Origin of the sequence: Azospirillum aestuarii (genome assembly GCF_016632405.1) — a bacterium.
Taxonomy (GTDB): Bacteria; Pseudomonadota; Alphaproteobacteria; order Azospirillales; family Azospirillaceae; genus Azospirillum; species Azospirillum aestuarii.
Genome location: NZ_JAEPIV010000033.1, coordinates 15272 through 40748 on the forward strand (window position 1 = coordinate 15272; position 25477 = coordinate 40748).

At 66.3% G+C, this 25477-nt stretch carries 21 protein-coding genes; 9 read left to right on the forward strand and 12 right to left on the reverse strand.

Going from position 1 to position 25477, the window contains the following annotated elements:
* The first annotated feature begins 53 nt into the window (after positions 1-53).
* The gene (locus JJL56_RS28875; RefSeq protein WP_200487254.1) at positions 54-2450 is read left to right on the forward strand and encodes a glycosyltransferase; all 2397 of its coding nucleotides are present in this window, start codon (positions 54-56) and stop codon (positions 2448-2450) included.
* 24 nt (positions 2451-2474) lie between these two features.
* Here JJL56_RS28875 and JJL56_RS28880 read toward each other — a convergent pair whose 3' ends face one another.
* Genes JJL56_RS28880 through JJL56_RS28890 form a run of 3 tightly spaced genes read right to left on the reverse strand, consistent with a single transcriptional unit; the run spans position 2475 to position 5783 of the window.
* A complete protein-coding gene (locus tag JJL56_RS28880; protein WP_200487255.1) occupies positions 2475-3539 on the reverse strand; it encodes a radical SAM protein in 1065 nt (354 codons plus the stop codon).
* Between the two features lie 34 nt (positions 3540-3573).
* Entirely contained in the window at positions 3574-4650 is a 1077-nt protein-coding gene (locus JJL56_RS28885; RefSeq protein ID WP_200487256.1) for an NAD-dependent epimerase/dehydratase family protein, read from the reverse strand.
* A gap of 53 nt (positions 4651-4703) precedes the next feature.
* Entirely contained in the window at positions 4704-5783 is a 1080-nt protein-coding gene (locus JJL56_RS28890) for an NAD-dependent epimerase/dehydratase family protein (protein ID WP_200487257.1), read from the reverse strand.
* A gap of 214 nt (positions 5784-5997) precedes the next feature.
* On the opposite strand from JJL56_RS28890, the gene JJL56_RS28895 reads away from it, so the two are divergent.
* Positions 5998-8436 (forward strand): glycosyltransferase, encoded by a 2439-nt coding sequence (locus JJL56_RS28895; protein ID WP_200487258.1) that lies wholly within the window; start codon positions 5998-6000, stop codon positions 8434-8436.
* Here JJL56_RS28895 and JJL56_RS28900 read toward each other — a convergent pair.
* The 5 genes from JJL56_RS28900 to JJL56_RS28920 form a co-directional block, all read right to left on the reverse strand.
* The gene (locus tag JJL56_RS28900) at positions 8406-10142 is read right to left on the reverse strand and encodes a B12-binding domain-containing radical SAM protein (RefSeq protein ID WP_200487260.1); all 1737 of its coding nucleotides are present in this window, start codon (positions 10140-10142) and stop codon (positions 8406-8408) included. The genes JJL56_RS28895 and JJL56_RS28900 overlap by 31 nt on opposite strands.
* A 182-nt stretch (positions 10143-10324) precedes the next feature.
* Positions 10325-11485, reverse strand: coding sequence for a glycosyltransferase (locus JJL56_RS28905; protein WP_200487262.1), 1161 nt, complete (start codon positions 11483-11485; stop codon positions 10325-10327).
* A complete protein-coding gene (locus tag JJL56_RS28910; protein ID WP_200487264.1) occupies positions 11482-11859 on the reverse strand; it encodes a hypothetical protein in 378 nt (125 codons plus the stop codon). The genes JJL56_RS28905 and JJL56_RS28910 overlap by 4 nt, the downstream gene beginning before the upstream one ends.
* Positions 11859-12848 (reverse strand): radical SAM/SPASM domain-containing protein, encoded by a 990-nt coding sequence (locus tag JJL56_RS28915; RefSeq protein WP_200487266.1) that lies wholly within the window; start codon positions 12846-12848, stop codon positions 11859-11861. Before JJL56_RS28915 ends, JJL56_RS28910 begins: the two co-directional genes overlap by 1 nt.
* A 40-nt stretch (positions 12849-12888) precedes the next feature.
* Complete coding sequence (locus tag JJL56_RS28920; protein WP_200487268.1) at positions 12889-14052, reverse strand: DegT/DnrJ/EryC1/StrS family aminotransferase; 1164 nt, start codon at positions 14050-14052, stop codon at positions 12889-12891.
* A gap of 298 nt (positions 14053-14350) precedes the next feature.
* Between JJL56_RS28920 and JJL56_RS28925 the strand changes: the two genes are divergently transcribed.
* Together JJL56_RS28925 and JJL56_RS28930 are read left to right on the forward strand one after the other, a co-directional pair.
* The gene (locus JJL56_RS28925; RefSeq protein WP_200487270.1) at positions 14351-15088 is read left to right on the forward strand and encodes a class I SAM-dependent methyltransferase; all 738 of its coding nucleotides are present in this window, start codon (positions 14351-14353) and stop codon (positions 15086-15088) included.
* A gap of 70 nt (positions 15089-15158) precedes the next feature.
* Positions 15159-15887, forward strand: coding sequence for a WbqC family protein (locus tag JJL56_RS28930; RefSeq protein WP_200487272.1), 729 nt, complete (start codon positions 15159-15161; stop codon positions 15885-15887).
* Here the strand turns inward: JJL56_RS28930 and JJL56_RS28935 are convergent.
* Positions 15880-16683 (reverse strand): class I SAM-dependent methyltransferase, encoded by an 804-nt coding sequence (locus JJL56_RS28935; protein WP_200487274.1) that lies wholly within the window; start codon positions 16681-16683, stop codon positions 15880-15882. The two genes, JJL56_RS28930 and JJL56_RS28935, sit on opposite strands and share 8 nt — an antisense overlap.
* Before the next feature lie 96 nt (positions 16684-16779).
* On the reverse strand, positions 16780-17958 hold the full coding sequence (locus JJL56_RS28940) for a class I SAM-dependent methyltransferase (RefSeq protein WP_200487276.1): 1179 nt from the start codon (positions 17956-17958) through the stop codon (positions 16780-16782).
* A 338-nt stretch (positions 17959-18296) separates the two neighbouring features.
* Between JJL56_RS28940 and JJL56_RS28945 the strand changes: the two genes are divergently transcribed.
* From JJL56_RS28945 to JJL56_RS28960, 4 genes are read left to right on the forward strand one after another with little or no spacing between them, the layout of a single operon-like run.
* Positions 18297-19232 carry a radical SAM/SPASM domain-containing protein gene (locus JJL56_RS28945; RefSeq protein ID WP_200487278.1) on the forward strand — a complete coding sequence of 312 codons (936 nt, stop codon included), beginning with the start codon at positions 18297-18299 and terminating at the stop codon, positions 19230-19232.
* A gap of 53 nt (positions 19233-19285) precedes the next feature.
* Entirely contained in the window at positions 19286-20917 is a 1632-nt protein-coding gene (locus tag JJL56_RS28950) for an AMP-binding protein (protein WP_200487280.1), read from the forward strand.
* A complete protein-coding gene (locus tag JJL56_RS28955; RefSeq protein WP_200487281.1) occupies positions 20914-21168 on the forward strand; it encodes an acyl carrier protein in 255 nt (84 codons plus the stop codon). Before JJL56_RS28950 ends, JJL56_RS28955 begins: the two co-directional genes overlap by 4 nt.
* Positions 21165-21998 carry a WcbI family polysaccharide biosynthesis putative acetyltransferase gene (locus tag JJL56_RS28960; RefSeq protein ID WP_200487282.1) on the forward strand — a complete coding sequence of 278 codons (834 nt, stop codon included), beginning with the start codon at positions 21165-21167 and terminating at the stop codon, positions 21996-21998. Before JJL56_RS28955 ends, JJL56_RS28960 begins: the two co-directional genes overlap by 4 nt.
* A 39-nt stretch (positions 21999-22037) precedes the next feature.
* Here JJL56_RS28960 and JJL56_RS28965 read toward each other — a convergent pair whose 3' ends face one another.
* Positions 22038-23732, reverse strand: coding sequence for a putative sugar O-methyltransferase (locus JJL56_RS28965; protein ID WP_200487283.1), 1695 nt, complete (start codon positions 23730-23732; stop codon positions 22038-22040).
* Between the two features lie 449 nt (positions 23733-24181).
* Here JJL56_RS28965 and JJL56_RS28970 point away from each other — a divergent pair, with 449 nt between their 5' ends.
* Positions 24182-25027 (forward strand): IS5 family transposase, encoded by an 846-nt coding sequence (locus tag JJL56_RS28970; protein ID WP_200487284.1) that lies wholly within the window; start codon positions 24182-24184, stop codon positions 25025-25027.
* A 68-nt stretch (positions 25028-25095) separates the two neighbouring features.
* Here JJL56_RS28970 and JJL56_RS28975 read toward each other — a convergent pair.
* On the reverse strand, positions 25096-25477 hold a 382-nt coding region (locus tag JJL56_RS28975), incomplete at its 5' end, for a transposase (protein ID WP_200487285.1).

Here is a 25477-nt window from a genome sequence, read left to right on the forward strand (position 1 = left end):
GCGGAGCGGCGCTAGATAGCGGCGCCCCTCCCGCCTCCCTGCACCGAGATTCCATGACCCTGCCGCCGATCTTCGACGCGGATGCCCTCGCCCGCTACGCGGCGGCGGACGTCATCTTCCTGGCCCAGGACGGGTTCAGGCAGCCCTCCGCGCGGGTGCGCTGCTACAACTTCGCCAAGGCGCTGCGCCAGCAGGGTCTGCGGGCGGAGGTGCTATCCTTCTTCGACCATCTGGGTGCCACCGATCAGGCCGGCGCCCTGTCCACCATTCCCGAGGAGGAGAAGATCCGCCTGAACCTGGAGGCGCACCGGGTGCTGGCGACCAACCCGCGGGCGGTCCTCTATGTGCAGAAGGTCGGCTACCACACGCTGGCGGCGGCCCTGGCGGCGGAGCGGGGCGGCAACCGGATCGTCCTCGACTACGACGACTACGAACTGGACATGCAGCCCTTCCGCCGGCTGGAGCCCTGGTTCCCCAGCCTGCGCCCCGACCAGCTCCTCCACACGGTCGCCAACCGAGCCGGCGCCTGCGTGGCGGCCAGCCACCGCCTTCAGACTCTGCTGGCCCCGCTGAATTCGAACACGCACCTGATCCACACGGTGGCCGACCAGGACCTGTTCACCGCCGATGGGCGGGACGCGCCGCGCCGCCGCTTCGGGAACCGGGTGAACATCCTCTATTCCGGCGACTTCTGGGGCGACATCCCCATGAAGGACGTGCTGTTCGCGGTGGACGCCTTCGCGTTGGTTCCCCGTGCCGTGCGCGACCGCGCCTGTTTCCACATCATCGGCTTCGGGCGGGCCTGGGGGGAGTTGAAGCGGCGCCTGCGGGAACGCTTTCCAGACCTGCCCAACCTCGAACTGCACGAGTTCATCCCGCCCGCCGAGATCCCCGCCGTGCTGCGGGAGATGGACATCGGCGTGCTGCCCTATTCGGCCAACGAGTTCAACGTCGCCAAGAGCCCGACCAAGATGTTCGAGTTCCTGCTGGCCAAGGTGGCGGTCTGCGCCACGCCGGTGGGCGAGGTGACGCACTGCCTGGAAAACGGCGTGTCCGGCCTGCTGGCCGAGGGGATGGAGGGTTATTCCATGGCACTCGCCCGGCTGATCGGCGACGACTCCTTCCGCCACGGCGTGGCCGAGGCCGCCCACCGGGTGGCGATGGAGCGTTTCTCCCTCCAGGGCATCGCCCCACGGCTGGCCGTCGTCGTCCGCAACCTGCTGGAGCCGGAGGAGCGGGCGGAGGCCCCCGCCGTGACGACGCTGGAGGATTTCCTGGCCGCCTGCCTCGCCCGCCCGGTTCCGCCGGCCCCGCGCGAGGTGCATCTGATGCGCCGCGACCTGGAAGCCCTGCTGGCCACCGAGGACCTGGAGGCCGCCGACCCGCGCCGCTGGAGCGGGCCACTGGTCGCCGCCCTCGACTGGCCCGGCCTGATCAGCGTGGAGCGGGTGGCTCCGGACCGGGTGGCCGCCCTGAAGGCCGCGGCGGCACGCCACCGCAACGCCGCCCGGCTGCGCCCGGAGATCCTCCTGCCGGCGCAGGAACGGCCCCCCGGCCCCCCGGCGCTCAGCAAGCTTGCCGCCGCCGAGGATTGGGACGATCCGTCCTGGAGGCCCTGGGCGGTGCAGGTGCGGACCAACGTTTCCACCTTCCAGGCCCCCTACCTCGACGACGCCGACGCGGAGCGCCGCCGTGACGAGGACGCCCGCAACAACATCGACAATTTCTTCAAGCGCAGCCGCGGCACCTGGGAGCGCGCGCAGTTCCTCTACGGCCTCGACCGGCTGGGGGTTCTGGAGCAGAGCCCCCGCGCCCTGGTGCTGAGCGCCGAGGTGGACGGCTTCTACCTCATGCTGACCGAGCTGGCGCGGTGCGTCGGGGTGGTCGATGTCGGGCGGGGGGCGGCGGCCCACGCGGAGCGGGTGGCGCGCGGCGACCGCGACCCCTGGCTCGCCAAGCCGCGCCGCTTCCACCGCGACCGCATCGCGATCCATCACGGGATGCCGGGACGGGATCTGTTCACCTACGCGCCGTGGGACGCCGCCGTCCTGCCGCAGAACACGCTGCCGCGCCTGGCGGAGGAGGGCAAGGCGGCGGGGTTGCTGGCCTGGATCGACCGGCGCCTGGCGCCGGGCGGGGTGCTGGCCTTCTCCGCGGAGGTCCGGCTGAACGGGCGTCCGGGCGTGCCTGGCCTCACCCCGTGTCAGGCCGCGGCCCTGGGAGACGCCCTGGCGGACACCGGGCTGGAGTCGCAAGGTCCTGTGGACCTGTCGCTCAGCGACGCGACGCTCGACCGTTTCGTGACGACCGGCGCGCCGGGTTTCGGAAACCCGAACTTCGTCGCCCGCACCGGCGAGGCCCTGCGCATCACCGCCGTCTGGTTCGCCCGCAAGCGGGCCGATACGCCGGGCGGCGAGTGGGAGAGGCTGGCGCGGTTCCTGACGGGATGATCCGGGGGCGGAAGCGGCTCCGCGCTACACGAAGCGGGCGTGGTCGCTGTCGGTGGTCAGGAACTCGGTCAGCACGAGGTTCTTCTGGTGCGCCACGCAGTGGTGCCGGCAGCTCTGCGACGGGTCGAGCCCGTAGAGACGTGCGTGGTTCTCCCCGGAATACCAAAACTCCTTGAAGGACCGGCCGGCGATGGAGCCGAGCAGGCCGCTGTCGGTGTAGGCTTTGTCCTGGCAGGTGTAGACACGGCAATCGGCGCCGATCACCGTCAGGAATTGCAGGAACGGGCAGGACCGGTAGTCCTTTTCGAAACGCTCCTCCAACTCGTGGTAATGGTTCACGATGGTGAAGCGGTCGTCGTTCAGCTCCTCGGCCCGGGCGATCTGCCGCCCGACCTCGCCGGCGATGCGGCGGTGATAGAGGTTGTTCTCGCACACGTCGTTCGACACCACGGCGCCCGAGATCTTCACATGGTTGACGCCGGCATCCTTCAGCAGGGCGCAAACCTCGGTGATGTGGGTGTGGTTGGCCTCGCCGACGATCAGGCTGACGCCCAGAACGCAGGAGGTGCCGCGCGCCGTGAAGGCGCGGATGTTGCCGGTCAGCTTGGTGAAGGCTCCGGCCGGAGCCCCGCGTGAGGCGGTGTAGCTGGCGTCGTCCCAGGCGTCGATGGAGATGCGGACCCAGGTGCCGTGCGCGGCGAAGGCGTCGGCCATCGCCCCCTTCAGGTTGGACCCGTTGGTCAGCGTCGCCACCTTGACGCCGCCCGCGGCGAGACGGCGCACGACCTCCGGAAGCTCCTTGTAGAGCAGCGGCTCGCCGCCGCCGGAAAAGGTGACCGCCTGAACGCCCATGCCGATCAGGTCGTCGACGATCTCGAACATCTTGTCCGTGGGGATGCGGTCGTCGAGGTTCATGTCCTCGCCGAGCGCCAGATCGTCCACCCGGTAGGCGCAGTACCAGCAATTGTGGTTGCAGCGGTTGATCGGCTTGATGCGCACATGGACCGGAGCCGCCACCCGTCCGTCCGCCAGGGCGGCCAGCCGGTCGGAGTAACGCAGGAATTTCAGGTTGCTGTACAGGCGCGCCATGGTCGTTTCCGGTCCGTGAATACGGCGTTCGTCGTCAGCCGGCCTTTCCGGCCAGCCGCTCGCCCAGCTCCTGGTGGATCTCGGCGATGATGCGGTCGACGCCGCGGGTGATCGACCAGTCCGGGTAGTGCGTCATGAACTTGCGGATGTCGCCGATCCACCAGATATGGTCGCCGACCCGGTTGGTCTCGCTGTAGCTCCATTCCATGGGCCGGCCGGTCAGCCGCTCGGTCATGGCGATCGCCTCCAGCATCGAGCAGTTCGAATAGCGGCCGCCCCCGATGTTGTACACCTCGGCCGACCGCGGCTTCTGGAAGAAATGCCAAAAGGCGTTGACCAGATCGAAGGAGTGGATGTTGTCGCGCACCTGCTTGCCCCGATAGCCGAACACCGTGTAGGGCGTGCCGGTGACCGCGCATTTGACGAGGTAGGCCAGGAAGCCGTGCAGTTCGGCGCCCGAATGGCCGGGGCCGGTCAGGCAGCCGCCGCGGAAGCAGGCCGTCTTCAGCCCGAAATAACGCCCGTACTCCTGCACCAGCACGTCGGCGGCGACCTTGGAGGCGCCGAACAGGCTGTGCAGCGTCTGGTCGACGCTCATGGTCTCGTCGATGCCGTGCGCGGCGAAGGGATGCGCGGCGTCCAGTTCCCAGCGGGTGTCGGTCTCCACCAGCGGAAGACGGTTCGGCGTGTCGCCGTAGACCTTGTTGGTGGAGGTGAAGATGAAGGGGGCGTCGGGGCAGTGGCGCCGGGTCATCTCCAGCAGGTTCAGGGTGCCGTTGGCGTTGACCTTGAAGTCGGTGAAAGGCTCCCGCGCGGCCCAGTCGTGCGAGGGCTGGGCGGCGGTGTGGATGACCAGCGCCACCGCCCGGCCATGCTGGGCGAACAGCCGCTCCATCGCGTCTTGGTCGCGGATGTCGGCATCCACATGGCGGTAGGAGGGGAAGCGGCTTTCCAGACGCCGGCGGCTCCACTCGGTGCTGGCGTCCGTGCCGAAGAAGTAACGGCGCATGTCGTTGTCGACACCGATGATGTCGAAGCCCTTCTCCGCGAAGAAGGAGACCGCTTCGGCTCCGATCAGCCCCGCCGAACCCGTGATGATGATGACCGACATGCGAAGGACTCCTGATGAAAAGCGGCTGTGCGGGCGGCCTCCGGCTGGATCATTCAGCGCAGGATCGGCTCCAGGATATGGCGATGCTCCCCGAGCCAGCCGAAAATATCGTCGAGGATAGTACTGACCGGCCGCATCGGACGCCACCCCGTCGCCCGTGTCACCTCGGCGTTGTCGGTGACGTACCACGGAATGTCGGCCGGGCGCGTCTCCGGCTGACACCCGATCAGGATGGCGGCTCCGCTCCTCTCCACGCAGAGGCGGGTCAACTCGGCCAGTGAAACGCTGCCGTCCGGCCCCCCGCCGACGTTGAAGACCCGTCCGCCGAAACGGTCCATGGCGGCGATCTGCAGGCGGACCAGATCATACAGGTCGGCCACGTGCAGGATGTCGCGAACCTGGGCACCCGTGCCGCCGAAGCCGCTGTAGCCGAGGCTGCCGCCGTACAGGTGGCGGGCCGCCCACAGGACGACGAATCCCTGGTCCACCTTGCCCATCTGCCATGGCCCGGTCAGCACGCCGCAGCGGTTCACCACCGCGCGCAGGCCGTAGAGAGCGCCATACTCCTCGATGAGCAGTTCCGAAGCGAGCTTCGTCGCGCCGTAGATCGAGCGGCTGCCTCGCAGCGGGAAGTCCTCGGCGATGCCACGGGCCGACCAGCCCGGTCCGCCCGCCCCCGTGGACAGGGTCAGGCGCTCACCCTGCGTTTCCAGCGGCAGAGCGCGCAACGGGTCGATCGGGTAGACGCGGCTGGTGGACAGGAAGACCAGATCGGCGCCGTGCCGGCGCGCCGCCTCCAGACAGTTCACGGTGCCCAGCAGGTTGGTGTTGACCACATAGGCCGGGCTGCCGCCATAGCCGGCGTGCACCGACGGCTCCGCCGAACATTCGACTATGACGTCGAACGCGCCGGCCTCCGCCAGATCCTCCGGGTTGCGGACGTCGCCGTGCCGGAAGGAGACGCCGCCGGCGGCCAGCCTGGCAAGCGCCAGTTCCGATCCGCGCCGCCGCAGGTTGTCGAGGGTTGTCACCTCGGCATCGGGGCGGTCCCGCTTGAGGAGGAGGGCGATGTTCGACCCGACGAACCCGGCTCCTCCGGTGACCAGAATGGTGAAGGGCCGGGACGTTGACATGAAGGCGGGCCGTTTTCGTTCGCTGCAGGATACCCCGAGGAGGAGTGGGGAATCCACCGCGGCTAAATTCGAGGGCAGTGCGTTAAGGAATCCTAAATCCGCCGCGGCCACGCGACGGCGCGCGGGGGTGCGATTAGCCGTTGCTTCCGTGTGGAGCGGCGGATAATCACAGGCAGCCCCTGTTCTCCTTTCCCCAAATCCGACGAGCCATCGCATGTCCGACCCGAAGACCGCCTTCGGCGATCCGTTCGCCCGTCTTGACGACGCCGAGGTCATCTTCGTATCCCAGGACGGCCATGCGCTCGCCCCCAGCCGGGTGCGCTGCTACAGCTTCGCCAAGGCCCTGAACCAGCAGGGCATCCGGGCCGAGGTCCTGTCCTTCTTCGATCATCTGGGCGCCCCCGAGCAGGGAGCCGCGGTGGTGGCCCGGCCCGAGGAGGAGAAGCTGCGCCTCGCCCTTCTGGGCTACGACGCGCTGTCCCGCAATCCGCGCGCGCTCCTGTACGTCCAGAAGACCGGCTACCATATCCCGGCCATCGCCCTGGCGGCGGCGCGCAACGGCAACCGATTCATTCTCGACTACGACGATTACGACTTGGACAGCCGGTCCTACCGGCGGCTGGAGCCCTGGTTCCCGTCCCTGGCGCCGGACCGGCTGCTCGCCACCACCGCAAGGCATGCCGAAGCCTGCGTGGTGTCGAGCTGCAAGATCTTCGACTTCGTGGCGCCTCTCAACCCGAACACCCATCTGATCCACACGGTGGCGGACCTCGACCTGTTCCATCCGGGCGACCGCGGGCAGGCCCGGGCGCGCTTCGGCGATGCCGTGAACATCCTGTGGTGCGGGGACGTGTGGGGCGACATCCCGATGCGGGACATCCTGTTCGCGGTGGATGCCTTCGCCATGATGCCGCCGGCGGCCCGCGCGCGGGCACGCTTCCACATCGTCGGCTTCGGCCTCGCCTGGGAGGAACTGAAGCACCGGGTTCGCATGCGCTACCCGGATCTCGACCGCCTCGTCCTGCACGAGCGCATCGCCCCGGCCGAGTTCGGCGCGGTGCTGGCGGAGATGGACATCGGCATCCTGCCCTACGCCGACAACGCGTTCAACGCCTCCAAGAGCCCGACCAAGATGTTCGAGTTCCTGCTGGCCAAGGTGGCGGTCTGCGCCACCCCGGTGGGCGAGGTCGTGCATTGCCTGGAGAATGGTCGTTCCGTCCTTCTGGCCGACGGGCTGGAGCGCTACTCCGACGCCCTGGCCCGTCTGGTCGTGGACACCGGATTCCGGCATCGGATCGCGGAGGAGGCGCACCGGATCGGCATGGAGCGCTACACCCTGGACGGCATCGCCGGGCGCTTGGCCGGGATCGTCCGGGTCGCATCGGCTCCGCGCTCCGGGGGGGCGTCCGGCCAAGCCCTGGTCCCGTTCATGGAAAAGGCTCTCGGCCGCCGCCGCACCATCGCCCCGCGCGAAGTGCAGCTTGCCCGCGCTGACCTGCAGGCCCTTCAAGGCATGGAAAGCCTGGAGGAGGCCGAGCCGCGGCGCTGGTCGGCGCCCCTGCTGGCGATGCTGGATTGGCCGGGGCTGGAGGCGGCGGAGGGGATCGCGCCGGACCGAGCCCGCCAGTTGAAGGAGGCCGGACGGACCCTGCGCAACGCCGCCCGGTTCCGGCCCGAACTGGCCCTGCCCGCGGCGGACCGGCCGCCCGGTCCGCCGCGGCTGTGCAAGCTCGCCGCCGCGGAGGATTGGGAGGACGACGGCTGGTGGGGCTGGGTCCGCCGTTTCAAGACCAATTACGCGTCCTTTCCGCTGGATGCGGACGGTGGGCGGCTCATCGACGAGGACGGGCTGAACCACCTCTACAGCTATTTCAAGCGAAGCCGTGGGGCGTGGGAGCGGGTTCAGTATCTCTACGGCCTGGACCGGCTGGGGCTGCTCGATGGCGCGGCGCGGGTGCTGGTGGCCAGCCGCAACGAGGATGGATTCTACCTTTTCCTCACCGGGCACGCCGCCCGCGTCGCGGTCGTCGACCTTGGGGAGCGGGCCGGGGAGCATGCGGCCCGGGTGGCGAGCGGCCGGATGGATCTTTGGCTGTCGAAGCCGCGCACCGTCCACCGGGAACGGCTGGCCGTTCATCACGGCGGCCTTGGCGACGTTCCCGAGGGCGAGGCGTGGGACGCGGTGATCGCCGTTCAGAACGCCGCTTTCCTGCCAGGCTTGGCGGACTTCCTGGCCTGGGCGGACGGGCGCCTGCGGACCGGCGGGGTGCTGGCCTTCGCGACCGAGATCCGGCTGAATGCACCAGGGCCGGACAACGATGGCGCCGGCCTCGTCGGCTGGCCGGTGTCGATGCTGGGCGAGGGCGGGTTCGCCGCCCATCTGGTCCGGCACACGGGGCTGGAGGTCATCGGTCCGGTGGACGCCTCTCTCAGCGACGCCACGCTCGACCGCCTCGTCGTCACCGGCACGCCCGCTGCCGCCAACCCGCATTTCGTGGCGCGGACCGGGGCCGACCTGCACGCACCCGCGGTGTGGTTCTGCCGGAAGACCGCGGCCACGCCGACGGATGGCTGGCGCCGGCTGGCCGAGGCGCTGCCCCGCCAGCCGGCCGCCGGCTCCGCTCAGTCCGCCGCCGCGGATTCCTCCTCGTAGACGTCGCGCAGCCGGCCGGCGGACAGCCCGAGCCGGTCGGCATCCTGGCGCATGGCGTTGCGCGAGGAGAGCATGCGCGGCGTCAGGAAGACGGCGCCGTCGAAGGCCGTCAGGTCCGTCGGCGGAGCGATGACCGCCCCGTCCAGGCTCTGCCCGGCAAGACGCGTGTCGAACAGCCGGACCCGTCCGGCCAGCACCAGTGCCCGGAGATCCGGGGTGTGTTCCATCGTTTCGAAGAAGTCGGTCCCGACCCCCCACACGGCAACCGGCGCGGCCTGCGCCGCCGCGGCCATCGCGGCGCCGAGCCGGACCCATTGGCGGATCAGGAAATCGGAGCTGCCCTTCGCCTTGTCGGCCCCGATGGACAGATCCCCGGCTTCCGACAGGCGGCGCATCTTCTCACCGCCGTCCGGAACGTAGAGATACTGCTCGTCGAGTGCGGCGCCCTTGTAGCGGTCCAGGTGTCCCTTCTCACGCAGGGTGGACATCGGCGTGCCCTCGATCTCGCCGCAGCCGGTTTCCTGGAAGGTGTCCAGCGGCAGCGAGGCGATGTAGCGCTTGGTGTCCATCATCTGCTCCGGCGTCTCGCCGGGCAGGCCGTAGGTGAAGGTGCCGTGCACCGTCATGCCGAGCCGCTTGATCTCGTGCACCGCCTCGCGGGCGTGTTCGAGGTTCAGGCGCTTGTTGACGATGTTGTCGTTGACCCACTGGTTCCCGCTTTCGAAACCGAGCTTCACCCCGAAGCACCCGCTGTCGCGCATGGCCTTCCAGGTGTCCAGCTTGATGGTGTCGGCGCGGCACATCGCGGACCACGGAATCCCAATCCGGGTCATCACCTCGCAGAGCCCGAGCACGTGGGCATCGCCCAGATTGAAGGTGTCGTCGTCGAAATAGACGCTGCGGTAGCCGTAGCGGCCGATCATGTCGCGCAGCATCGCCTCGACATAGTCGGGCTTGTAGAAGCGCACGGTGCGCTTGCCGGTGCCGTCCGGGTCGTTGCCGGTCATGGTGGCCGGCCAGACGCAGAAGATGCACTTGTAGGGACAGCCCCGGCTTCCCCAGACCTGGGCCTGTGGGGCGATCTGGCCCGCCGGGTTCGGGTCCCAATAGCGGTGGGCGATGGTTTCGTCCAGATAGGGGAAGGGCGCCTCGTTCATCTCCGCCACGGAGAGGAGGTCGAAGGGAATCACCCCCTCCGCGCCGTTCAGGACGCGCACGCTGCCCTTCTCGTATTCGCCTTGGATGACGGCGTGGACGGGATGGTCGGCCAGGATCTTCTCGCCTTTGGCCGACAGCGCCCCGGTCAGAACGATCTTCGTGTCGGGCAGCAGTTCCTTGATGCGGTGGACGATGCCCTGATCCTGGTCCCAGCAGGGGGTCGCCGTCTCGATGAAGATGTAGTCGTAGCGTTCCTCCTCCAGGTGCCGGTAATAGCCAGCCAAGGATTCGCGAAGCGCGATCGAGTCCCGGAAAACGACCCTGGCCCCCGTGTGCTTGGCCACATAGGTCGCCGCGTATCCCATGAAGAAGGGATAGGGCATGTATTCGCCGAACACGAAATGCCCGGGAGAGGAGTGGGCCTGATTGGTGTGCGGCCACCGCGACCCGGCGCGCACGCCGCTGAACCAGGCCGAAGCCGGGGCCTGTTCCCCCTCGAAATCATAGCGCTTGATCCACCAGGGTGGGTTGCTGAACAGGACCTTCATGCCTTCTCTCCATTGCCCGGCCAGCCCCGATGCGGAAGGGCCGGAACCTGTGCCGCCATCCGGTTGCGCATGAAGCGCCGGTGTGGCGCCCGGATATGTATGCACAACATTATGCCAAATTGGTTTCCAACCGTTAATCCGAAGCCGCCTGCCCGGATGAGGGTTGCCCGGATCGGCTGCGGCTACAGGTCGGCCAGATCGGTCAGGATCTGTTCGGCCCGGTGACGCCACGTGTGCCGTTCGTGCACCCGGCGGGCGGCGCGCTCTCCGACGGTCATCCGCCGGGCAGGCTCCCGCAGCGCGCGGGCCGCTTCCTCTTCGATGTCGGCGCCGTCGTAGGGCATATAGTGATCGCCGGGAACGAAGTCCCCGAACGCCGCCTCCGCGTCGGGGTGATCGACCCGGTTGATCAGCATGAAACCGCCGCAGGCCATGCATTCCAGGGTCCGGAAGTGCAGCGGCCACAAGGTGTTGTGCGGGCTGATGGCGGTCGCGCGGTAGATGTCGGCCAGTTCTTGCGGGTCGATGATCTCACCCCCGTAATGCGGGGCATAGTCCGGCCACAAGGCCCACCCCGCACTGCCGAAGAAGCGAACCCGTCCGGAGACCCGCAGCATGGCGTCGGCCACGAAACGCCGCAGGATCAGCCGGGGCAGAAGCTCGTCGAAGAGCGACAGCGCCTCCTGGCTCAACCCGGCTTGCCCGGCCGGAGCGCCACAGGCGGCGACCTGGTCGGCCAGCCATTGCTGCAGGAAAGGAATGCCCCGGTTCAACGCCGCCGGTGTCAGGCGGGAGAGGGCATCGCCCAGTTCTCCCACCGTGCCGCAGGGCATGGTGCCGGCCACCACCGGCTTTCCGAGCAGGGCAGGCGGCAGGGGGCCGTACATGTGCCCCACCAGGGTCATGTCCCAACGCGGCGCCGTCGGACGGGGCGCGAACACCGCGGGGTCGGCTCCGGGCCAGAGATAGCGCCACGGTCCGAGCCCGTCCGCGGCGACGCCCATCAGATCCGGCGGCATCATGAAATAGGTCAGCCGGCTGTCGCCGATGCGGTCGATCAGCCATTCTCCGCCATAGCGGTGATCGTGCATCCACGCAATGTGCAGGAAATCCCGGTCGCAATCGGTGATGTGACGACGTGTGCGGTTGATCTCCAGCACCGCGTCGGGTTTCCAGTCGGCGAGGAAGGCCGACAGCGCAGGGCCGTCCGGCAAGGGCCAGCCGGCATGGACCTGGACGCCGAGCGCTTCCAGGGCCGCCTGCAAGGCTTTGAGCACCTTGATGAAAAGTGGCGAGTCCTTGGCGAACAGGGCGATGCGCCGGGGCCTGATCGCCGGGCTCATCGGGTCAGCCGGAGTATGGGTTGGGCTGTCATATGGTCGTGACGGCGCAACTCGCTCACCAGGCCGCCTCCGAAGCGGCTGGCGTCGGCGTAATCGTCGATTCCGTGCGCGGCAAGGCTGCGACCGATCTCATCGACGAAGCTGGAGGTCACGATCAGCAGATCCCGCGGGGTGCGCCGTTCCAGATAGCGCGGCAGCGGCAGGATCGGCAGGCCCGCCGCCTCGCCATCCTTGCGGCTGTCCACGAAGGCGGTGGCCGGACGGCCGCAGAGCCCGAGATAACCGGCCACGGCAAGCCCCATCGCGCCGGCGCCGAACAGATAGATCGGCCGGCCGCCGTCGGACAGGTCGATCGCCCGGAACTGCGTCGCCATCAGGCGTCTGCGGCCTGGGCGCGCGCAGGAACAAACTCATGCATCATGGTGGCGTAGCTGCGCCCTTCGTCCGGCCAGCGGATGACCGACCAGTCCGGGCATTTGCCGCAGAAGGCCTGCCCCCGGTAATCGTTGCCGAGATGCGCCGCCCGCAGCGCGGTCATGGCGGGGCCTTGCCAGACCTCGCGCACCGTGGAGTCGGCCAAGCTTCCGATCTCCGCCTCGTGCATCCAATCGGCCGGACAGAAGGAGAATTGGCCGTCCGGCTTCACCACCAGCCGTTCCCAGGGGTAAAGGCAGGGAGTGCGGGGAACCGGAGCCGCCTGCCACATCGTGCGCGCGATGTCGTCGAACGAAGCGGCGCAGGAATGGCGCCGCCGGATGACCACCTGATTGGCGCCTTCCGCCGTCCAGAAGGTCTGGAAATCCTCGACCTCCGCTTCGTTGAGCGGCTGGCGGACGAAGCTGACCACGACCTTGGCGGATGCCCCGGTAGCCTTGATCCGTTCGATCAGGCGACGGGTGTTGGCCTGCGCCACGGCTAGATCGCCGCCCACCCGGACTTGGGCGTAGGTCTGCGGGGTGTGGGCGTCCAGGCTGATGTCGAAGACCGAAACCCCGGCGTCGACCAGGGCGCGGGTCCGCTCTTCGGTCAGCAGCAGGCCGTTGGTGGTCAGGTTGACCGGCAGCCCCGTGCGCTCGACCGCGTAGGCGAGCATGCGCGGGAGGTGCGGATGAAGGAGGGGTTCGCCGTCGCCCGTGTAGCGCAGGAACCGGCAATGCGGCCTGCCATGTTCCGCGATCTCGTCGATCAGTTTGGTGTGCAGCGCCTCGTCGAGATTGCGGCGTTTGCTTCCCTTGGCCTTGGTGACCGTCTCATAGGGGCAATGGACGCACAGGAGATTGCAGAATTCCGACACATCGACGTTGATCTGCGATGGGAATTCCGCGCTCAGGTAGCCGCCGAAGCCGTATTGTTCCATGGTCATGTCCCCGCAGGTCGCCGTGCCCGCCGCAGCGGAGTTCCGTTCATGCCGAGGCCAGCATGTGCTGGATGGCCTCGATGCTGGTGTCGATCACCGTTCTTGCGTCATCGGGGGACAGGCTCGCGCTGATCGGAAGGGTCATGATACGTGCGGCAATGTCCTCCGTCACCGGTAAAGTCTCCTGCGGGGCATAGAGGGGCATCTGGTGCAACGGGGCATAGTGGACCGACGCGCCGACCCCCTGCTGGCGCAGCGCCGCGACAAGCTGGTTCCGTCTCTCCTCCGTCACGCCGCGGGGCAGCAGGATGGGAAACAGGTGGTGCGCGTGCCGCGGCGCCGTCACGTCCGCCTGGACGGCGACGTCCGGCATGCGGGCGGCCAGTTCGGCGCAATAGAAGTCGCTGACGGCGCGGCGGGTCTGCGCGAACTCGTCCTGGCGGCGGAGCTGCACGCGGCCGATGGCCGCCTGCAGATCGGTGTAGTTCATCTTGTAGCCGAGTTCGCTCAACCCGAGTCCGGTGGTGGCCACGGACGGGTTCGTGAAGCGCTGCCATGCGTCGGTCGGCAAGGCGTGCAGCCGCAGCGAGCGGATGCGCTCCGCGATGGCCGGGTCGGCGCAGGCGATGGCGCCACCCTCGCCCGTCGACAGGTTCTTGTTGGCATAGAAGGAGAAGCAGGTCAGCGTGCCGAGCGAGCCGACTATGCGCCCGTCGGGGTAGCGCGCGCCGAGCGCATGGGCGGCGTCCTCGACGATCGCGACGTGGGGCGGAAGGCGCCGGCGCAGATCCGCCACATCGATCGCGAGTCCCCCGTAGTGCACCACGATGACGGCCTTGGTCCGGGGCGATATCTTGGCCAGCACGCTGTCCGCGGTGACGGACAGCGTGTCCGGGTCGATGTCGGCGAACACCGCGCGCGCGCCGAGATACAGCGCCGCGTTGGCCGTGCTGCACCAGGTCAGGCTCGGCACGACGACCTCGTCCCCCGGCCCGATTCCGCTCAGCTTCAAGGACAGGAACAGCGCGTTGGTGCAGGATGCCACCGTGACGACGTCGCCGACGCCGACGAACGCCGCCAGTTCCCGTTCGAACGCCACCGTCTCCGGCCCCATGCCGATCCACCCGGACCGCAGAACGCGCTCGACCGCAGCTATTTCTTCAACACCGATGGCCGGCCTGCCGAACGCGATGAAATCCTTGTGAACCATGCCCCATGTGCCTCTTCGATTCGCGCGTTGAGAAACACCGCGCAAATGTTGCCCAATGATTATGGAAGAATTTTTTGCATGCCGCGTCAAGCGTGCGCTGACGTCGCACATCCGGGATTTCCCGATCTGGCGAATTTACGATTCTTCAACTTTTCCCGATACGCTGCGAAGGCGGGTCCGCTCGTGAACTGTGTTGAAAGAACCTTGCAAGCCTATTCTGAAATACGAAGAATGACCGGGTGCAGGGCCGGTTGCGGCCAACGGCGGCACCGCCGAATCCATGTCTGCGAGAGATTGCATGTTCCAACACGAGTGGTCCCGCCCCCTTCCCGAACAGCTTGAACAGATCGTCCAGACCGTTCCGGGATGGACGCCGCCGGATCAACTGTGCGCCTTGTTCAATCTGGCCGTGGCGTCGGCCCATGTGCCGGGCGACATCATCGAAATCGGGTCCTGGTGCGGCCGCTCCGCCGCGGTTCTGGCCCTGGCCGCCCGCTTCGCCGGACAGGGGCGGGTGCATTGCGTCGACCTGTTCCCCACCAGAAGGGATTGGTACCGCAACGCCGACGGCTCTTATTCCTTCCAGGTCACCGTCGACGGCGAGGCGGTCCGCGCCTACGCGACGCAGACGGTGTGGCAGGAGCCCTTCGAGCGCGACATCGCTCCGCTCTACGAGCGGTGCAACGGCATCCTCGACTACTTCCGTTCGACGATGGATCGCTTCGCGCTTTCCGACGGCATCACGGTGACGCGGGGCACCATCGAGCATTTCGCGCGGCAGGCCCCCGCCGACTTGGCGTGCCGGCTGGCCTTCATCGACGGCGACCACGGCTACCCGGCGCTGGTGCGCGACGTCGAGCATGTCGAACGGTGGCTGAGTCCCGGCGGCTGGATCTGTTTCGACGACGCCTTCACCGGATACGAGGCCGTCGACCGCGTGATCAACGAACGGATTCTCGGCAGCGGGCGCTACGATTGCGCCTATCGCATCACCCGCAAATGCTTCGTTGCCCGTCGGGTACCCGCCGCGCTCTGAAGGCGTTCTGCAAAGCCTCTCGGAAAGCCTGGACCGACCGAGATATTCGGCTTCCGACAAGGAATTTTCCATGCGTGTCGCCATCGTGCAGCCGAGCTACATTCCATGGCGCGGCTTCTTCGACATGATCCGGTCGGTGGACCTCCTCCTGTTCTTCGACGACGTCCAATACACACGGCGCGACTGGCGCAACCGCAACCGGATCAAAACCGCCGCCGGGCCGCGTTGGCTGACCATCCCCGTGCATCGCCACGCCCGGGAGGAGATCATCCGCAACATCGCGATCTGCTATGAGCCGGACTGGCGGGCGGAGCATCTCAATCTGCTGTGCGTCTGGTACGGCAAAACGCCCTTCTACGAACGCTATACCAGCCGGTTCGCGGACATCCTGGCAACCCGGCCCGAGTCCCTCTGCGAGTTGGATATTGCGTTGACCCGCTGGCTCATGGAGGAACTCGGGATCGCGACCGCCGTGGAGCGCACCAGCCGCCTTCCAGTGACCGGAGCCAAGACGGACCGGCTGCTCGCCCTGCTGGGCAGGGTCGGGGCGACGGATTATCTGTCCGGACCTGCGGCCAAGGACTACATCGATCCCGACGCCTTCCGGCGGGCTGGCGTCGGGCTTTGCTACAAGCGATACGACTATGCCGCCTATCCCCAGCCGTGGGGGGATTTCCTCGACTTCATGTCGGTCCTGGACCTGCTGTTCAACACCGGACCGGACGCGCCCAGCTATCTGCGCAATCTGATCGGCGATGAGCGAGTGGTGCCGGCCCGCTCGCCCGCCTTCGTCAGATGATCTGCGACGGCCAGACGAAGCGGACACTCTCCAGCTTGCGCAGGATCACGTAGTTGTAGTCGTACACGCTTTCCGACGGCAGGCCAGCTTCCGCCTTGCGCCGCTCCTGTTCCAGATTGCGGGCGAAGCGGGCCACGGCGTCGGCGGTGAAGCTCTGATCGTAGCGCAGTTCCAGGAAATCGCTGAAGGGTGCTGGATCGTCGGGGTCCTCCTCGTGCCGCAGCGCCCGCCCTTGGGCGTGGTCCACGTAGGTGTGCTCGACGATCTCGTACTTGTTGAAATGGGCCAGGGCTTTGAACAGGAGCGGATGGATGTTGTAGAAGCCGTGCGCGATGTCCGCCATGGCCGGCAGGATGAAGATGCCGAGACCGCCGACGGCCAGAAGATTGTGCATGGAGGCGAAGGTCGCCCCGATGTTGAAGACGTGCTCGGAGGTTCCGAAGTTCGTCACGACATCGAAGCGGTCGCGCATGTTGATGACGTAGTTGAAGTCGAACTGGTGCTCCGCCCGGGCATCGTAATAGTCGAAAGCCTTGTAGTCGGTCAGGCCGAGCGCGGCGTAGAAGTGCCGCTGGCTGTCGGGCGCGCACGGGTCGGCATCTTCCGGGAAGATCCTGTGGTGGAAGGCGCGCGCCGCATCCGGGTCCGGGTGCAGCCGTGCGGCGGCGCGCTTCATGTAGTTCCGGCAGAACAGGAAGTCCTGCGGCCCGAACTCGGCGATCCGCCGTTTGCCTTCGAACAACCCCTGCTCGTGGTGGCGGAGCAGCCAGTCGGCGGTGTAAGCGTTGATGCCCATCGCGCGCGGTCCTTTGAAATCCGTTTCTCGGCCAGATACGGTTGGGAAATGATCGATTCCATCATTTCCCAATCGTAGAAACCCGTTCCCTCGGCATTATTCCGTGTGTTCGAGGAAGGCGAAGAATTCCTCGTTCGGCGTCTGCAGACTGTCGGTGCCGAGAACCTCCTTGAGGGCGGCGACCACGGAGTCCAGCCCATGGACGCGCCGCCCGGCAATGGCGGCCCGGCCGGCGGCGATCCGCTCGGTCCAGTCGCCCGCCTTGTCGGTCAGCACGGACGGGAACGGCTTGGGCGGCTCGCTGGGGCCGCGGGAGCGCATGTAGGCCCACACCATGTCGCGCACGGCGGGATCGTCGCGGAACGGTTCGGTGACCGGCTCGAAGACCGTGATGTCCGCATCGTGGTGGCGCATGGCGAAGCCGTTCCAGCGGAACCCCCGGTAGGCTTCGTACTCGCTGGTGATGAGATCGTAGCCCCAGCCCTCGAAGACGAAGGACGGCTTGCGGGCACCGCCGTCCAGCAGGCGGCGCGTCAGCTTCATGGTGTAGCGGCGGCTCAGCCTGCTCATCTCGCAGAGCATGTGGTTGGCGGTCACGACATCTACCGGAACCGGCGTCCGGTCGCGGAACCACGTCATGTAGGACCACCAGGGCAGGTGAATGCCGGTCACCCGTTCGTCCGCCAAGCAGTCGGCCACGCTCGCCGCGTCGCCGGCGAGTTCGCGCAGCCCGTCGCCGACCAGCCAACGCCAGAGGTGGTTCTGGTACAGGTAGAAGCCCTGCGTCACGTCGGTGGCGATGTAGCGGTAGCCGGTCATCATCAGCAGAGCGCCGAGATAGCCGCAGCCCGGACCGATCTCCAGGACCACCGCCCCCTTCTCGGGATAGAGCCAGCGGATATGACGGAACACGTTGAGCGCACGGATCAGGCTTCCGGTGGTGAAGGCGGGCCGTCCGTAAAGCTCTGTGGACATCCTGCGGACCTGACGGTTGATCGTCAGACAGAGGTCCAGCTCCTCGTCGGTAAGGCCGCCCAGGCGCCCGGTCACGTCGTTCGCGAAGCGGGTTTCGTGCATGGTGTCGGCGAAACGCCAGACGGCGGCGTCCTGCCTGACCCGGGTGGGATAGTTGAGCCGGTCGAACAGGAACGGCTGGCCTTCTTCGATGATGCGGTTGGGCAGGTCGCAGTAGGCCGTCTCTTCGGCAGCGTCGTAATCGGCAACGGACAGATAGTCCGGCGGAAGCGCAATGGAGGCGGGCCTTGGGCTGGGCATGCGATCACCTTCTCATCGCGGAATGGTTTTCCATCGTCGGGCCAATGCGCCCGATCGTGGCATAGCGCCTGGGTCACAGTGTGTCCATCCCCTTAAGCACCTGTTAATGGAGCCGTGCTGCCGGACCCTTCCCGGGAAGCGCGGCCGTTCGTGATTTAACGGGCACTTAAGGAAGCTCGGTATAACTCCTTCCGATGGCCGGGGCTGATCTCCGCACGCGCTCAAGGCCGGCTTTCCGAGAGGCGGGGCCTGAACGTGTAGTCGATCGCCGGAGCGCGCTTTCGTCGCGATCTGCGCTCCGGCCTTGGTGTCTTGCCCTGTCCTGGAGACCGGTTCCGATGAACGCATTGACCTTCGTGCCTGGCCGCCGACCGCCGAAGCTGCGGCGTGTGACCATCGAGGTCACCACATGGTGCAACCTGAAATGCCCGGGGTGCCTGCGCACGATTCTGGACGAGCAGGGGCGCTGGTTGAACAGGCACATGCCGAAGGACACCTTCGCGCGCATCCTCGACAACCTGCCGCCATCCGAACTCGGTATCCTCCAGGGCATCGGCGAGCCGACCCTGCATCCGGACTATGCCGAACTGTGCCGGATCGCGACGCGGAGCGGGAAGTTCGACGCGCTCTACATGAACACGAACGCCCTCGCCCGCCCATCGGAACTCCACGTCGAGCTGAAGGAGGCCGGGCTGACGGGCTTCTACGTGTCCGTCGATTCCCTGACTCCGGAGGTGGCGGCGCGGGTCCGGGCCGGAACCGACATCGGCAAGCTCGCCCGACGCCTGCGGGAACTGCGGGATCTCGGTCTTCCCGTCGCCGTCGCCCTGGTCGTCAGCCGGGCGAACCTGCACGACGTCGCGACCACCCTGCGCGGGCTGCGCGACCTCGGCGTAACCTCGGTCAACGTCGGGCGGCTGATCGGCTTCGAGGGCGGGCTGGAGCCGCTCGACCGGACCGAGCGCCGGATGCTCGCCGGGCTGTTGGACGACGTGCGCCGCGATTGCCCGGACATGCCGATTTCGTATTTCGACGATCCGGAACGCATCGCGCCCTACTGCGTGGCCCCCTGGCTCGATCCGGCGGTGAATGTGGACGGCTACCTGACACCGTGCTGCGTGAACTTCGACCCCTCCGTATTCGGCGGCATCGACCTTGCCCGGGTGCCCTTCGAAGAGGCATGGAACAGCGCGGCGGTTCAGGACTTCCTTCACGCCTACATCGCGGAGAAGCCGTCCTTCTGCAACAACTGCATCGCCGACAACCGGGACTGAGCGCACACGCTTTGTCCCCTCCGCGCCAGGGTTCCGGTCGAAAGGCACGTCCCGTGAGCACCATTCTGAACCGCCTCGGACGGCACGCCCGTTCCCGTCCGAACCATCCCTTCTGCCACCTGTTCCGGCACGGTCGCGTGGACAGCCTGACCTATGGCGGTCTCGCGCAACGCGTTGGACAGTTCGCCGGCGCGCTTCGGAACGCCGGAGTGGAGGCGGGCGAGGTCGTGCCCCTGATGCTGGAGACCGGCATCGACGGCTACGCCGGCTTTCTCGCCGTCATGGCTCTCGGGGCGGTTCCCACCTTCCTGCCGTTTCCCAGCGTCAAGCAGGCGCCCGATCGCTTCTGGGCGGAGCATGAGAGGGTCTTCGTGCGGCTGGACGTGCGCACGGTCGTGACCGAGGCGGCCCTGGCGCCGGTGGTCGCCCACCCTCTGGCCCGCGCCGGGCATCGGGTCCTGTTGCTGGAGGAACTGGCGGCGGACGGCCAGTCTTCTCCGCCCGCTTGGGAGCCCGGGACAGGGGGTTGCGGCGGTGGCGACGGCGATGCAGTGGCGCTTCTCCAGCACAGTTCCGGAACGACGGGGACCAAGAAGGGGGTGGCCCTGTCGCACCGCGCCATTCTGGACCAAGCCGACCGCTATGCCCTGTCGCTCGGCTTCGGGGCGGAGGACCGTGTGGCGACTTGGTTGCCGCTGTATCACGACATGGGGCTGATCGCCGCCTTTCTCATGCCGCTCGTCCAAGGGGCGACGATCTGCGCCATGAGCCCGTTCGAGTGGGTCGCCCGCCCGTCCCTCCTGCTGGACGTCATCGACCGGCATCGCTGCACCATCGCCTGGCTCCCCAATTTCGCCTTCCATTTGACGGCGCGCACCACCCCGGCGGACCGGTTCCGGGACCTCTCCTGTGTGCGCGCTTTCGTGAACTGCTCCGAACCTTGCACGCCCGAGGCCTTCGAGGCCTTTCTCGGCCGCTTGGCGGGCTGCGGGATCGGAGAGGATCGGCTCCAGGTGTGTTACGCCATGGCCGAAAACGTGTTCGCGGCGGCGCAGACACCGCCGGGAGCCGCCGCGCGGGTCTTCACGCTGCCCGACGGGAGCCGCCGCGTCTCCTGCGGCCCTCCCGTTCCGGGGGTGGAGATCGAGATCCGGGACGAGGACGACCGGCCTTGCCCGGATGGCGAAGCCGGCGAGATCCTGCTCCGCAGCCCCTTTCTCTTCAGCGGCTATCACCGCCAGCCGGACCTGACGGAACAGCGGCTGCGCGACGGATGGTACAGGACGGGCGATGTCGGCTTCCTGTGCGACGGGGAGCTGTGCGTCACCGGGCGCCGGGACGACCGCTTCACCGTTTACGGCCGCAATTTCCACGCCTTCGACGTGGAGGCGCTGGTCGGTGGGGTCGGCGGGGTCCTGCCGGGCCGCTGCGTGGCCCTGCCGCTGTACAACCCGTCCCTGGGCAGCAACGAGGTGGCCGTCCTGGTCGAGACCTCCGGAAAGCGTCCCTTCGCGGAGTTGAGGAAGGACATCAAGGAAGCGGTCCAGGCGGGGCTTGGGCTGATGCTGGGGTCGGTCACGGAGGTGCCGTCCGGCTGGGTGGTGAAGACCACCAGCGGCAAGGTCAGCCGTGTGGAGAACATGAGAAAATACCAGGATCTGATGAAGGCGAGGAGGAACCCGTGAGCGAGGCCCAGTCGATACTTCCCGAGGTTGCCGCGATCATCCGCCATCTGTTCAGGGCGGACGGCGTCGAGATCGGGTTCGAGACGACGGCGCCGGACATCGATGGATGGGACTCGGTGTCGCACACCTTTCTGATCCTCAGCATCGAGGAACGGTTCGGCATCACGTTTCCCATCGACAAGATCCACGACATGGAGAATGTCGGCGACCTGTGCCGCATCCTGGCCGGCCTTCTGGAGGGCCGGGCATGAGCCGCCCGCTGATCGTCTACGGCAACTGCCAGTCCCATGTGGTGGCCTGCGCCTTCCTGAAGGTGCCGGACATCGCGGAGCGTTTCCGGGTTCTGTTCGTCCCCAGTTACGACGTTCCCGGAGCCGAGCCCACCCGCATCGATCCAGAAGCCGTTGCCGGCTGTGCCGTCCTTCTGGAGCAGAAGGGGTTGTGGAAGGGCTTTCCCAGGGCGGATCTCCTGCCGGCAGACGCCGTGCGGCTGTCGTTCCCGACGCTGGTCCTGAATCAGCTCTGGCCGCTGCAGGGCAAGGACCCGCGCAACACCGGCGATGTCGCCTTTCCCTTCGGCCGCTATCCCTACGGCGACCGGCTGATCAACCGCCTGCTTGAACAGGGGCTGTCCGGTCAGGCCCTGCTCGACGCCTACATGGCAACCGATCTTTCCGGAGTCGTGGATCTCAGGCGTTTCGCTGATATCGAAGAAGCCCGCATCCGGAAAATCGACGCGCAGTGCGACCTGCCTCTGGGCGGGCACGTTCTCGACCGCTTCCGCCAGCGGCGCCTGTTCTGGAGCTACAACCACCCGAGCGGCGATCTTCTGCGTGATCTAGCGGCGCTGCTGGCCGAAGAATTGTCCCGGCGTTGCAGCCTGCCGCCCGGCACCGCGGCCGAGGTCGCGGGGACCTTCGCCGGCTGGGAACCAAACGCGGAACTCAAGGTGGCCGTCCATCCTCAGGTCGCCGATTTTTTCAGGCTAGAATGGACCGGCGCCGGCATCCGGTACAGCCATTACGGTCGCGACGGGCTTGGCTATCACGACTACATGCGCCACCTGGCCTTCTTCGATTGAGGCCGGCGACCGGAATGCCGGGCCGTGCCGACGGCGCGCCTACGCGCGCGCCGCCAGCCGTGCAATCCGCTTCCGCAGGTGAATGACCTCCCCGACCTTCTCGAAATCGAACACCGGCAGCGCGGCGATGCCCGAGCGTTCATAGTACAGGCGCAGGCCCTTCAGGAACGCTTCGATCTGATCGACGAACTCGGTCCAGAGGGCCACGAGGTACATGTGCTTCAGCCACTCGTCCGAGCCGGGTTCGACCGTGGCGGCGGCGGCCGTGAAGGCCGGGATCAGTTCACCGCTCTGGTCGGGGGCGACGCGCTCCAGAACCGTGGCCACGGACGACATGTAGTTCTTTCCATGCTGGGCGTCGTCCAGGATGACCGGCATCATCGAAAAGCTCATCGGACGCCACATCGCGCTCACGTTCAAGGCGACCAGATTGTTGTTGTCGGAGGCGTCTTCCCGGTAGCCGCTGGCGATATCCAGTCCCTTGTCCTGGAAGATCATGTTCACGGAGTAGAAATAGCGGGGCTTGATGTGCGTCTCGATGGCCGACACGATGTAGTCGGCACACTCCTGCCGCATCTCTCCCAGGCTCCAGTTATTGACCGCCAGGTCGACGTCGAGACCGTTCAGGGCGTTGATCTGCTGGATCGGGCAGAAGATGAGGTCGAAGTCGCGGGTCATCCCTTCATACACGTCCGCCGTCGAGCGGATGACGTGGACACGCGCGTCTGGGAAGTTTGCGACGAGGAACGTGTGGGCGAAGATGAGCGATTCCGGAATGTCGACCAGAATGTAGCAGCCGATCTGCCGGGAACCGCGCAGCAGGCGGGCGAACGCGCCGAACCCGGTTCCAACCTCCACCACGGTGTTCAGGGAAGCGTCGTTTCCAATCGCCTTGAACAGGGCCATGCACCAGTTGGCGTACGTGATGTGGTTGAGGCTGAGGGACTTCCCATTGTGCTCGACCGTCGTGCCGGGAACCGAGAAGGCCGTTTCCTCGGAGCTTTCGAGGAAGGAACGCTGGGCGGGATACATGTTCAGCGTGTTCTGATAGCATTCCACGATTTTATCGTGGTCGGCGAGGACCGCATCGTAGCAAAAGCACCCACCGCCCCACCCCATGGCGAGCAGATGGTGGGGATCGACGAGGTTCGTGGCGACCTTCACGGCGTTGTGCAGGATGATGCGCCAACGGGCGCTGACCAAATAAGACGCCGGATAAGGCTGCAGCCTCAGGTCGTTGATCACCACCGGAATGAAGGAGAGAATCCTGTTGGCGGTTTCCGCGCTCATGCGCTTGTTCAGCGTGATGGTCAGGCTCAGCAGATCGTTCGAAAGCCGTGTGCCAAGCCCGGAGACGTCATATTGATGGCTGGCGCCGGGGCAGAGAAATTTGCCTATGATCAATCGGGCCAGCTTTCCATTGCCGGACAGCTTCCGGCGCAGCGGGCCGATGATGCCGTCTCCCAGGTCGTGGACGCTGATTGATGGACGTGCTGAACGATAGACCAAGCGCATCACGTTCAGGATCTGGTCCAGGCATCCGCCGTACGCCGATTCCGGGGCGTCATGCTGTTCCAGGGAATCGCTCAGAAGCTCGAGGGCTTCCAAGGCCTTCTTCAGGCCTGAGACATAGTCGGCGTGCAGATCGCATTGCCTGACGGCTTGGCTGATGATGTCCTGGATTCTCAGATCAGGAAAATCTTCCCGAGAAATAAGATCATAAGAATCGCTCATTTCGCATCTCCTTAATACGATCTTCGCCAGAAATCGAGGATTCCTCTTACCAAAATATCGCAGGAGATGCAAGGGTTTATATGTAAATTGCCACTCTTTAAAGGAGTGTTACTGGTGATGGGAAGTATTTCCGGCGCTCATCCAAGGACGCCGCGGTGTTCTGTCCTTCCGAACTCATGGGCGGCTCGGGGACGCAATGCCGATCGGTTCCGGCGCGCTGATACCGGCGGCACCTGAAGGCGCCGCCGGCATGACCCTCTTGATCAATGTCAAGGCATTGATCCGCCGGGTTTCATGGTTGGAGAACGATCGAAGTGATCGTTTCCAACCGTATCAGAGGCTGTTGAGAAGAAAGCTCAGTAAATCTCGGACTGGTACGTACGTGGGACACGAGGGGCAAGTACGCCGTTAATAAGGCATGCCATGTCGTCACGATGGGAGACGATCGCATGCGGCCGGACCGATATCCAACAGATTTGGCCGATGACGAGTGTGTGGTCGTTTCGAAGCTTTTCACCAAGAGTGAGCATCGCGGAGCACAACGCAAACACGACCTGAGGCGCATCATTGACGGATGCTTGTATGTCCTGCGTGGCGGCATCGCTTGGCGCATGATGCCCCACGATCTGCCACCCCGGACGGACGTGTACGATCACTTCCGCCGCTGGCGCAAAAGCGGGAAGTGGGAACTGGTCAACGCGGCGCTGCGCGAGCAGTATCGAACCCGGCGTGGTCGCAAAGCCCAACCAACGGCGGCAGCCATTGACAGTCAATCCGTGAAGACGACCGAGTCCGTCGGCACGCGTGGCTATGATGTTGGCAAGAAGATCAGCGGGCGAAAGCGGAAAACTCTGGTTGACACGGAGGGCGACATTCTGAAGGTGCGGGTGCATCCGGCAGATCTTCATGACAAGGCTGGAGGAATGCTCCTGCTGGCGGGCTTGAACCTGTGGTTTCCCGCGATCCAGCTCGTCTGGGCGGACACGCATTATCAAGGCCTGAAGACCTGGGCCAAAGACCGGCTTGGCTGGACCATCGAAGTCGTCAAGCACTGGTGGACCGGTATTCAGGGCTTTTGGCTCGCCCCTGGCCAGGAGCCTCCCGAAATTCCCAAAGGATTCCATGTTCTGCCGCGCCGCTGGATCGCGGAAAGGACATTCGCGTGGCTTGGCCGAAATCGCCGCTTGTCAAAAGATTACGAGCGCCTTCCAGAGTCGGAGGAGACATTCATTTACATGGCAATGAGCCACATTCTCGTGAAGCGACTCGCGCGTCCGCCATCGCATTTGCACTGAATTTCCTTGGCCTTCTTCTCAACGGCCTCTCATACCGACGGCGCGTGAATGCTTCCATTGCTTGGAATTCATGCGAATTGCGGCCACCAGTGAAACCATGTGGCGGCGCGGATACGGTCGGGATCATCGGCGAGACCACAGCAGCGATCGGCGAGTGCTTGGTTGAGGGCATCAAGATCCTCGAAGTAGGTGTTGGCGATGATCTCATTGGCCAGAGGCCAGAGATGCTCCGCCGGCTGCAGCTCAGGCGAATACCGGGGTAAGAATTCCAAGGTGAGGCCATCCGGGATCTCCAAGGCGCCGGCCACGTGCCAGCCCGCGCCATCAAGGACGACCAGGACGCGCTTGGTGGGTCCAGCCCCGACCTCGCGGGCAAAGGTGAACCACCCCGGGTTTGTCGGAGGCTCCATTTCTTGAGAAGATGGAGTCATCATGACGAAGCAGAGATCA

What these genes read in the sequence shown, in the direction of transcription:
- JJL56_RS28895 (WP_200487258.1), top strand. Translation starts at nt 5,998, where the DNA reads ATGTCCGACCCGAAGACCGCCTTCGGCGATCCGTTCGCCCGTCTTGAC.
- JJL56_RS28875 (WP_200487254.1), top strand. Translation starts at nt 54, where the DNA reads ATGACCCTGCCGCCGATCTTCGACGCGGATGCCCTCGCCCGCTACGCG.
- JJL56_RS28945 (WP_200487278.1), top strand. Translation starts at nt 18,297, where the DNA reads ATGAACGCATTGACCTTCGTGCCTGGCCGCCGACCGCCGAAGCTGCGG.
- JJL56_RS28890 (WP_200487257.1), bottom strand. Translation starts at nt 5,783, where the DNA reads ATGTCAACGTCCCGGCCCTTCACCATTCTGGTCACCGGAGGAGCCGGG.
- JJL56_RS28920 (WP_200487268.1), bottom strand. Translation starts at nt 14,052, where the DNA reads ATGGTTCACAAGGATTTCATCGCGTTCGGCAGGCCGGCCATCGGTGTT.
- JJL56_RS28910 (WP_200487264.1), bottom strand. Translation starts at nt 11,859, where the DNA reads ATGGCGACGCAGTTCCGGGCGATCGACCTGTCCGACGGCGGCCGGCCG.
- JJL56_RS28940 (WP_200487276.1), bottom strand. Translation starts at nt 17,958, where the DNA reads ATGCCCAGCCCAAGGCCCGCCTCCATTGCGCTTCCGCCGGACTATCTG.
- JJL56_RS28900 (WP_200487260.1), bottom strand. Translation starts at nt 10,142, where the DNA reads ATGAAGGTCCTGTTCAGCAACCCACCCTGGTGGATCAAGCGCTATGAT.
- JJL56_RS28935 (WP_200487274.1), bottom strand. Translation starts at nt 16,683, where the DNA reads ATGGGCATCAACGCTTACACCGCCGACTGGCTGCTCCGCCACCACGAG.
- JJL56_RS28905 (WP_200487262.1), bottom strand. Translation starts at nt 11,485, where the DNA reads ATGAGCCCGGCGATCAGGCCCCGGCGCATCGCCCTGTTCGCCAAGGAC.
- JJL56_RS28970 (WP_200487284.1), top strand. Translation starts at nt 24,182, where the DNA reads ATGCGGCCGGACCGATATCCAACAGATTTGGCCGATGACGAGTGTGTG.
- JJL56_RS28880 (WP_200487255.1), bottom strand. Translation starts at nt 3,539, where the DNA reads ATGGCGCGCCTGTACAGCAACCTGAAATTCCTGCGTTACTCCGACCGG.
- JJL56_RS28915 (WP_200487266.1), bottom strand. Translation starts at nt 12,848, where the DNA reads ATGACCATGGAACAATACGGCTTCGGCGGCTACCTGAGCGCGGAATTC.
- JJL56_RS28885 (WP_200487256.1), bottom strand. Translation starts at nt 4,650, where the DNA reads ATGTCGGTCATCATCATCACGGGTTCGGCGGGGCTGATCGGAGCCGAA.
- JJL56_RS28960 (WP_200487282.1), top strand. Translation starts at nt 21,165, where the DNA reads ATGAGCCGCCCGCTGATCGTCTACGGCAACTGCCAGTCCCATGTGGTG.
- JJL56_RS28925 (WP_200487270.1), top strand. Translation starts at nt 14,351, where the DNA reads ATGTTCCAACACGAGTGGTCCCGCCCCCTTCCCGAACAGCTTGAACAG.
- JJL56_RS28965 (WP_200487283.1), bottom strand. Translation starts at nt 23,732, where the DNA reads ATGAGCGATTCTTATGATCTTATTTCTCGGGAAGATTTTCCTGATCTG.
- JJL56_RS28930 (WP_200487272.1), top strand. Translation starts at nt 15,159, where the DNA reads ATGCGTGTCGCCATCGTGCAGCCGAGCTACATTCCATGGCGCGGCTTC.